A 7,917-nucleotide genomic window follows, 5' to 3' on the forward strand; every position below is an offset into this window, starting at 1 on the left:
GGCCTGCGGGTCAGGGCCGGCTAGATCTGGTGCAATTGGGGTGACCTAAGTGACCGGGGGTGACCTCGGCGCCGTACTCACACCCGCAGAGGCAGGAGGTTTTTTGAATGACATTGGCCGTATATCTTTCCGGAGAAATCCACACCGACTGGCGCGATCAGATCATCGACGGGGCCAGCGGCCTTGATGTGCGCTTTTCCGGCCCTGTGACCGACCACGCTGCAAGCGATGATTGTGGCGTGGCGATTCTCGGTGCGGAGGACCGCAAGGTCTGGCATGATCACAAGGGCGCAAAAATGAACGCCATCCGCACCCGCAAGGGCCTCGAAGAGGCGGATGTGGTTGTGGTGCGCTTTGGCGAAAAATACAAACAGTGGAATGCCGCCTTTGATGCGGGATATGCAGCGGCGCTCGGGAAGTCGATCATCGTCCTGAGTGGCCCGGAGCACAGCCATGCGCTGAAAGAGGTCCATGCCGCCGCGCTTGCGGTTGCCGAGGAGCCACGGCAGGTGGTGGAGATCCTGACCTATGTGCTGACGGGACAGCTTCCGGGCTGAGCACGAGCCTCCAGAGAAATACCGGTCCAGAAGTTGCGGGCCTGAGATCTGCGGGCCTGAGATTTGCGGGTCTCAGGTTTTCTTGTCTTGTGCGGTGAGGGTGGCCCGTCCGGGGCCGGAGACACGCCACCGTTGGCAGGGAATAAGTAGTTTTTTAACGGTGTGCTTGCTATTGAAAAGGGTGATGCGCAAGAAGTGTCGTCCCTGTCAGCAAAAACACTTGTGGTTCCATGACCGATACTCCCAAACAAGATCGCAGGAGATCCCGTTTCCAGGTTACCCCCGAAAGTGAAGATCGGGGCCTGTTCAAGCGCGGCGTGACGCAAATCGCGGTGACGTTGGTTCCTGCCTTTTCCAAAACGCCCCGTGGCGATATCGCGGTGCGGGCCTTCGTCAGTGAAAACGAAGAAATCACCGTAATATTTGCCGGTCGGCGGATTCAGGAATTCGGCCCCCTGCACGATGAGCTGAGGCGGCTGCTCACCGAAGCAAATTACTCTGCGGCGCGGTTGCGCAAGGACCCTCCTGCCGTCAACAGCATCCAGCTCGGCGCCCAGATCGAAGGCGCATGGCGCGTCCGGTTTGAGCGCAGCAAGACCGGCGAAGACATGCGGGTCCTGCAGTTTCTTGCGGCGCGCTGGGGCTTTACCGACCGCAATGGCAAAACCATCACCAGCGGCAAACGCGCCTTGTCTTAGGCGCAGCGACGCGTCTGCCGGGCCTCGGCCTATCTCTGCCTTGCCCTTCCGTCTGACCAGATACAGGGCGGGCGCAGGGGGTGGTTTCAAGGGGCAGCGTGGCTGCTCGAATGCTGTCTATCGCTACCGTTTATTAAGATATCGTCCGGATAGTTGCAGGAGCGTTTTACGCTACTTTTCCTGTCCACGGTCCAAATTTTGATGTCATGCTTCCAAAGATCCCAAGAATAGAACGCCGCGCCCGCGGAAAAATCACCCCGGAATATGAAGACAGCGGTCTGTTCAAGGGGGGTATTGTCCAGGTGCAGCTGGCGTTGGTGCCTGTCTTCGGGGCCACGTCGCGGGGGGACTGTACCGCACGCGCGTTCAATGCCGAAGGGACGGATGTCACAGTGATTTTCGCCGGCAGGCGCAGGCCCCATTTTCAGCCGCTCTATAGCCAGCTGCGCTATATGTACGCCCAGGCGCAGCAGGCGGACGCGCTGCGGGGGGCCAAGATGCGGGACGTCAATTCAATTCAGTTGCCGGTGCAATGCGAAGGTGCCTGGCGGGCGCGGATCGAGCGCGATGAGCGGGGGCAGGAAACCCGCAGCATGCAGTTCATGGTGGCGCGTTGGGGGTTTCAGGGACATGACGGCAGGACGCTGAACTACGGGACTGCGGCCCGTCTGCCGAAAAGTAAGCGGTGCAAAGACCCCATGTTTCAATAAAATAAGGGGTTTGAGATACTGGCACCACCTTATGCGAGGAGATGGTGATGCTGGATGGAATGATGCCGGAGGAGGTGAAGGTTTGGGGGGGCACGGTCCCCGTCTCGCCCTCCGGGCGACGAATGTGGCCTGAGGCGCTCCGCGCCAAGGTAGTCAACAAAGTTCTTTCCGGTGCCAGAATCCGCGAGACGGCCGAGGCTATCGGAGCCGACAAGTCGCTCGTTGCTCTCTGGGTCCGTAAGGCCGAGGCTGACAACGCAAATCCAGCTTTTGTCGAGGTCACTGCTCCTTCGGTGCCGCCGCCTGCCGCAGCCCCACACGGAAACTCACCCTCGGTTAACAGCAGTGGTTTCTGCCGGATCAGCATCGGCGAGGCAGTCATAGAGATACCTCCCGGTTATCCTGTCGATCATTTGGCAGAGGTTTTCCGGGCAGTTGGGGCAGCCCAATGATTTCTCCTGCCAGCAACTTCCGGATTTACCTTGCCTCAGAACCGGTCGATTTCCGCAAGGGTATGGACGGGCTTGCCGCCTGTGTAGCCAACAATTTCGAGCTCGATCCCTATTCCGGGGCGATTTACGTTTTTCGTTCCCGGCGTGCCGACCGATTGAAGCTTCTGGTTGCCGAATTTACGAATGGAACCGTGCTATAAGCCAGCTTCTCGATGGTTGACATCGTAGCCGTATCGGTGAAGGTCTGACTGGTCTCCCAGACATCGTTGGTGTTCAGTTCGACTGAACACCAACGGCACTAAGTTGAAAACAGTGGACCCTCAAAAGTGTTGAAAAGATGGCAAATCTAAAGGAAGAGACGGCAAATCTCCTCAAGTCAAAATCAGGATCGCCATTCTTGTTTGTAGGGTCTGGATTTTCACGGCGATACATAGCGCTAGAGGACTGGCGAGGTCTCCTCTCACGATTCTGTGAGGACATAGGAGAGTTCAACTACTATTCGGCGACCGCAAACGGAAACCTCCCCAGGGCTGCGGGACTCATTGCAAAAGACTTCCATGAAATTTGGTGGAGGGACCCCAAATTTAGCGCCTCCAGGGAAAAATACCAAGGAAACACAAACCTAGTGTCTGATGCTCTCAAAAATGAGATTTGCGAGTATCTGTCTGAGGTGGATTTGTCTGGGGTCGGTGCAGAGGAAATTCAGAATGAACTATCCATTCTGAAGGACGCCAACGTCAATGGTATCATTACGACGAACTGGGACTTTCTGCTCGAAGAGATTTTTCCAGAGTACCGAGTGTTCATCGGCCAAGAGGAGCTGCTATTCTCCAACCCTCAAGCTATTGCGGAAATTTACAAAATTCATGGGTGCGCAAGCCGACCGAAAAGCTTAGTCCTGACAGAAGAAGATTATGTTGACTTCGAGGGCAAAAACCCCTACTTGGCGGCTAAACTAATAACTCTTTTCATTGAGCATCCAATTTTCTTTATCGGGTATTCCGTAACCGACCCTCACATCCAATCCATTTTTTTTTCCATTGCAGAGTGTCTGACACCCGACAAACTGGAGAAATTCAGCGAGAACTTGATTTTTGTGCGCCGGGCAGGAGGAAAAGAAGATTCCGTTCAGAAATTCACATTCAGCGAGGGCGGGAGAAATATCATCGCTACAGTTCTGGAGACGGATGACTTTTCCAGTATTTATACAGCAATCAATGAGAATAAGCGGAAAATACCGGCTCGCGTCCTTCGGTATTGCAAAGAGCCGATGTATGAACTGGTTAAATCCGAGAGTCCTGAGAAAAAGATATCTGTAATTGATATTGACGAGCTGGATAACAGCGACGAGGTGGAGTTCGTAGTCGGCGTTGGTGTCGCGCAAGCTCAATCTGAGAAGCAAGAAAAGCTTGTCGGGCAGAGGGAGAGAGCACTGGCGGAGAGTGGATATCAGGGTATCAATCTTTCTGACATATACACGGACTTCACCAAGGATAAATCGATTTTTGATCCGAAGAAATTGCTAAAACTTGCTTTTCCGATTTTTCGGAGGTCGAGCACTACCTTCATACCCGTTTTTAGATATCTTCGCGATGTGGGCATCAAAAATGCGGAAGAACTTAATGCATCACCCTACACGTCTGCACGGGCGGTATGCGAGAGGATCGCGAAAAAGAGTTATGCTTTGTCGTCCTACAAAAGCCAATATGACAAACATTGGGCGAGTAAGACCACTTCTGAAATCATAGCGGAGACTGCGCCCGAAAAGGTCGCGATATTCGTTCCGCATCAAGACCCAAAAGAAGTTGACCTAGAGGCCTTGAATAAATTCATCTCAGATCATAACCCAAGCGACTTCATTGACCCATACTCCTCTTTCTATCGAAAACTATGCTCATTTTATGATAAAATGGCCTATGGCTTCGATGTCTAAAGCCGGGCCAGACTGCAGCCTATCCATGGTTTGTTTCTTGGCAGCCTTGAAGTTGCTTTTGGATGGACCAGAAAAACTGAACCGCGATGTCTGCTGCAGTGCGAGCGTCTGGAACACTCCGCACGCACCCACTCTCGGCAATTTGTTTTTGTAATACTGACTTTGAAGGGGCGATCTAATGGATGTTTCTCATACGCGCGTGCAGCATCCGGTTGGGCAGGGCTTTTTCCATTCCGGTCACCTGAAAGATCGAATCGGTACGTGCAGGCTGAGGTACGTTATCGACTGCGGATCGAAGGCCAAGTACAAGGCGGCCCGAGAAAAGCAGATCGATGATTTTGTTAAATTGCCTGGATCGAATCGTCTTCTTAACCTTCTTATGGTTTCCCATATCCACGAGGATCATGTGAACGGAATCGAGCGCTTGCTCGACAAAAAATCTGGTTTGAAAGTTGATACGATCATGATGCCGCTCACGACGGTGCAAGAGCGTCTGATCGCTTTCGCTCGGAGCATAGCGGAAGACGCTTCCGCTGCAGGTAGTGAATTTTTTAGGCGTTTCGTCATTAGTCCCGAAGAAGCGCTCTCCGAATTCGGTCCGCGTCAGATTGTTCTAGTGCGGCCCGGGGCGCCGGACGACGGCGCGCCAGGCGGAACAAGCGAGCCGGATGCCCCTCTTCCAGAAAGCGAGGGCCAGTTCGATTCCGATGATGGGAAGCCCCTTCCCGAGTGGAGGTTTGTCGGGAAAGGGCGGATAGTACACAGAACTCATTCTTCAAGAAACGGATCAGCAAACTCTGTCCGGATCTCCACGCTACCGGATAGTGTGGGGATTGAACTTCCAGTCGGGCATGGCGATTGGAAATGGTTGATCCTCCCATATGTTGATCCGAAGGTCGAGGCCGGCATAGCGAAGTTTGAACGGATGCTCGCGAGGCGCCTAGGGTTCAAAGTCGCCGATGTCAGAAAGCAGATGGGCAATGCCGACTATGTGAAGGACTTAATTGTAAAACATGTTGAAGAGTTAAAAGCGGCGTATCTGAAGGTGGCTTCCGACCTAAACGTGACCTCCCTGTGCCTGTATTCAGGTCCGGCAGCTCCCGCTGACAAGAGCGAAGGTCGATGGTTTGCGGGTGATTGTGAAGTGCCTTGGCTGGGCTGTTTCCGCTTAAGCGAGGGTGGCGGCTGGCTCGGAACAGGAGATGCAGCTTTGAAAGAAAAAAAACGCCTCGACCTTTTCCTTGAACACTACCAGCATCTTCTCGATCAGGTTTCGACTTTGACCATGCCTCATCACGGGTCCGAAAGAAATTTCCACCCTGACTTGCTGGACAGTATCAGACCTTCCCGCTGCGTCGCTGCCGCGGATGATTTCAGCAACTGGCGCCATCCCGGAACGAGCGTTGTTCAATCGGTAGCCTCAAGAGGCATGCCCCTCTTTGTGGCGACCGCCGACGAAAGGTCCGAATTCTCAGAGCGACTCGATATCTATTTCAGTTAAGTGGGTTTCAAGGCGCACGCGCCCGTTAATAACACCGGGCTTCTGCGCTCGCGAACAAATGTTTTTCCGCGGAATCGGCTGGAAGCGAAACTTCTTCGCGAGCGAGAAATCTCCTTTAGAAATCTCGGGAAACAGTATTTCACAGCAGATTTGCTCCGCTCGATCAATTGATATGGGGATCGAGAACTTTCGCATTGACGCTTCAACTGTGCTCCGGCATCTTTTTTAAGATACAAATCAATGCATTTGGTCGCGCTCGGCCACATCTGCAAAATCTCACGTAGTTGCCAGCCACGCTCTCACTTTACTGACCGGTAACCCGTCGATCAGCGACCACTTGCGTGCTAGCGATCCTTGAAGCAGGATGCGGCGAATTCACCGACAGAGCCCTGAGCTGCCATTGCCCAGGGCGGTGCCCTTCGCTGCAGCAGTTCGTCGGTCACAGCCCGAAGCGGCCGTAGACAAGGGGGGCCGCGCCAAAGATGCTGCCGGTGCGAAAATCTATGGTCACCTGCCCGGAAGCGGACCCTCGGCAGGGCTAAGCTGCCTCATGTGATGCTGCGGGCTGCGGCGGCGTCAGCGGAGCGCAGGAAATCGCCTTTTGCAAAAAATCAGGCCGGCCTCCTGAAGGCCGTCGCTGAGGCCATGCGCGGCGACCTTTCCTTCGTTCCTGCCTGCACCCAATGCTGGCCCCGCCGCGAATTGCTACGAAAGCACACCTGCTCTGCTGCCCAACCTTGGACCGCCGGGAGCTGGATTTTTCCGGCTCTGTCACGATGACGGGCTGGTAACGCCATCGGGATAATGCATGGCAATCGGGACGGTGTATCCGATTGCGCTGTGAGGTCTGTCCTCGTTGTAGTGCCTACGCCAATCCTCCAGCTTTTCGCGGGCGTCCGCAAGGCTCATGAACCAATGGGCGTTCAGGCATTCCGCCCGGAGCTTGCTGTTAAATGCCTCAATGAAGCCATTGTCCGTTGGCTTTCCTGGCCGTGAGAAGTCGAGCGTGACGTTGTCCCCCTGTGTCAGGGAAGTTGTCCGGTGCTCTACTTTTCCTCTATTTTTCAGGTGGGCGGGATAGGACGATGACGTGGGATATTCACCGGAACGGAAAGCAGCCGTGCTGAAGCGGATGCTTCCGCCGAACAACATGGCCATTAGGGAGCTGTCGCGAGCAGAAGGCATCTCGGAGGCAACTCTTCACAAGTGGCGTGCCGTAGCGCGTGGCAAGGGGCAGCTTCTTCCGGATGCGGATGCTGGCCCCGAGGGTTGGTCTTCGCGGGACAAGTTTGCGGCTGTGCTGGAAACGGCTGCATTGAATGAGGTCGATCTGGCCGAGTACTGCCGCAGGCGCGGCCTCTATCCAGAGCAGGTCTTGGCTTGGCGCGGCGCTTGTGAGCAGGCGAATGATTGGGATCGCAGCAGTTCTGCCCGACTAAGTCAGGTGACGAAGGACGAGAAGAAACGGATCAAGGAACTGGAACGCGATCTCGCGCGCAAGGATCGCGCATTGGCCGAAACGGCAGCCCTTCTGGTTCTCAGAAAAAAGGCGTCGGCGATCTGGGGGGCGACGAGGACGCATGATCAGCACCCCACATCGCCAAACCGCCACGCAGCTGATCGAAGAGGCCGTCACCGCAGGCGCGCGACGCCCCAAGGCCTGTGCCGAGCTGGAGATCAGCGACCGCATCCTGCGGCGCTGGACAAACGGCGGCGAGGTTCAGCCCGATCGGCGGCCCCTCGCGTGGCGCCCGGAACCGGCCAACAAGCTGAGCGCGGATGAACGGGCCGCCGTGCTCGATGTCTGTAATTCAACGGAATTCGCCAGCCTTCCGCCCAGTCAGGTTGTGCCAAAACTGGCCGATCGGGGGCAGTATCTGGCCTCGGAATCCAGCTTTTACCGCATCCTGCGCGAGCGCGGGCAGCAGCATCACCGGGGCCGGGCAAGACCGCCCATCAGGCGCAAGCGGCCGACCAGTTATGAGGCCACGGCCCCCCGTGAGGTCTGGACCTGGGACATCACCTGGGTGCCGGGACCGGTGGCGGGCATGTTCTTCTACCTGTAC

Annotated in this window: 7 protein-coding genes and 2 pseudogenes; 8 read left to right on the forward strand and 1 reads right to left on the reverse strand. The window is 55.5% G+C overall.

Translation table 11 applies throughout. The annotated features are described in order from the left end of the window. The first annotated feature begins 107 nt into the window (after positions 1–107). The 7 genes from FGE21_RS09870 (at position 108) to FGE21_RS09900 (ending at position 5,851) form a co-directional block, all read left to right on the forward strand. Positions 108–557: a YtoQ family protein gene (locus tag FGE21_RS09870; protein ID WP_139663116.1), complete on the forward strand. Its 450-nt coding sequence runs from the start codon at positions 108–110 to the stop codon at positions 555–557. A 230-nt stretch (positions 558–787) separates the two neighbouring features. Beyond that, positions 788–1,255, forward strand: a complete 468-nt coding sequence (locus tag FGE21_RS09875; protein WP_139663117.1) for a hypothetical protein — start codon at positions 788–790, stop codon at positions 1,253–1,255. 206 nt (positions 1,256–1,461) lie between these two features. Continuing rightward, positions 1,462–1,965: a hypothetical protein gene (locus tag FGE21_RS09880; protein WP_139663118.1), complete on the forward strand. Its 504-nt coding sequence runs from the start codon at positions 1,462–1,464 to the stop codon at positions 1,963–1,965. Positions 1,966–2,012: 47 nt separating this feature from the next. Next, positions 2,013–2,417, forward strand: coding sequence for a helix-turn-helix domain-containing protein (locus FGE21_RS09885; protein WP_176695407.1), 405 nt, complete (start codon positions 2,013–2,015; stop codon positions 2,415–2,417). Then, positions 2,414–2,617 (forward strand): IS66 family insertion sequence element accessory protein TnpB, encoded by a 204-nt coding sequence (tnpB, locus tag FGE21_RS09890; protein WP_139663120.1) that lies wholly within the window; start codon positions 2,414–2,416, stop codon positions 2,615–2,617. Before FGE21_RS09885 ends, tnpB begins: the two co-directional genes overlap by 4 nt. Before the next feature lie 137 nt (positions 2,618–2,754). After that, positions 2,755–4,350, forward strand: a complete 1,596-nt coding sequence (locus FGE21_RS09895; protein WP_139663121.1) for an SIR2 family protein — start codon at positions 2,755–2,757, stop codon at positions 4,348–4,350. A 178-nt stretch (positions 4,351–4,528) separates the two neighbouring features. Next, a complete protein-coding gene (locus FGE21_RS09900; protein WP_139663122.1) occupies positions 4,529–5,851 on the forward strand; it encodes a hypothetical protein in 1,323 nt (440 codons plus the stop codon). A gap of 771 nt (positions 5,852–6,622) precedes the next feature. Here FGE21_RS09900 and FGE21_RS09905 read toward each other — a convergent pair. Continuing rightward, positions 6,623–6,868, reverse strand: a pseudogene (locus FGE21_RS09905) (transposase); the annotation flags it as partial. A gap of 563 nt (positions 6,869–7,431) precedes the next feature. Between FGE21_RS09905 and FGE21_RS09910 the strand changes: the two are divergent. After that, a pseudogene (locus tag FGE21_RS09910) lies at positions 7,432–7,917 on the forward strand (helix-turn-helix domain-containing protein); the annotation flags it as partial.

The sequence above is a fragment of the Phaeobacter sp. B1627 genome (genome assembly GCF_006265095.1).
Classification (GTDB): domain Bacteria; phylum Pseudomonadota; class Alphaproteobacteria; order Rhodobacterales; family Rhodobacteraceae; genus Epibacterium.

Coding starts and splice junctions, on each gene's coding strand:
- FGE21_RS09870 (WP_139663116.1), top strand. CDS start 108: ATGACATTGGCCGTATATCTTTCCGGAGAAATCCACACCGACTGGCGC.
- FGE21_RS09875 (WP_139663117.1), top strand. CDS start 788: ATGACCGATACTCCCAAACAAGATCGCAGGAGATCCCGTTTCCAGGTT.
- FGE21_RS09880 (WP_139663118.1), top strand. CDS start 1,462: ATGCTTCCAAAGATCCCAAGAATAGAACGCCGCGCCCGCGGAAAAATC.
- FGE21_RS09885 (WP_176695407.1), top strand. CDS start 2,013: ATGCTGGATGGAATGATGCCGGAGGAGGTGAAGGTTTGGGGGGGCACG.
- tnpB (WP_139663120.1), top strand. CDS start 2,414: ATGATTTCTCCTGCCAGCAACTTCCGGATTTACCTTGCCTCAGAACCG.
- FGE21_RS09895 (WP_139663121.1), top strand. CDS start 2,755: ATGGCAAATCTAAAGGAAGAGACGGCAAATCTCCTCAAGTCAAAATCA.
- FGE21_RS09900 (WP_139663122.1), top strand. CDS start 4,529: ATGGATGTTTCTCATACGCGCGTGCAGCATCCGGTTGGGCAGGGCTTT.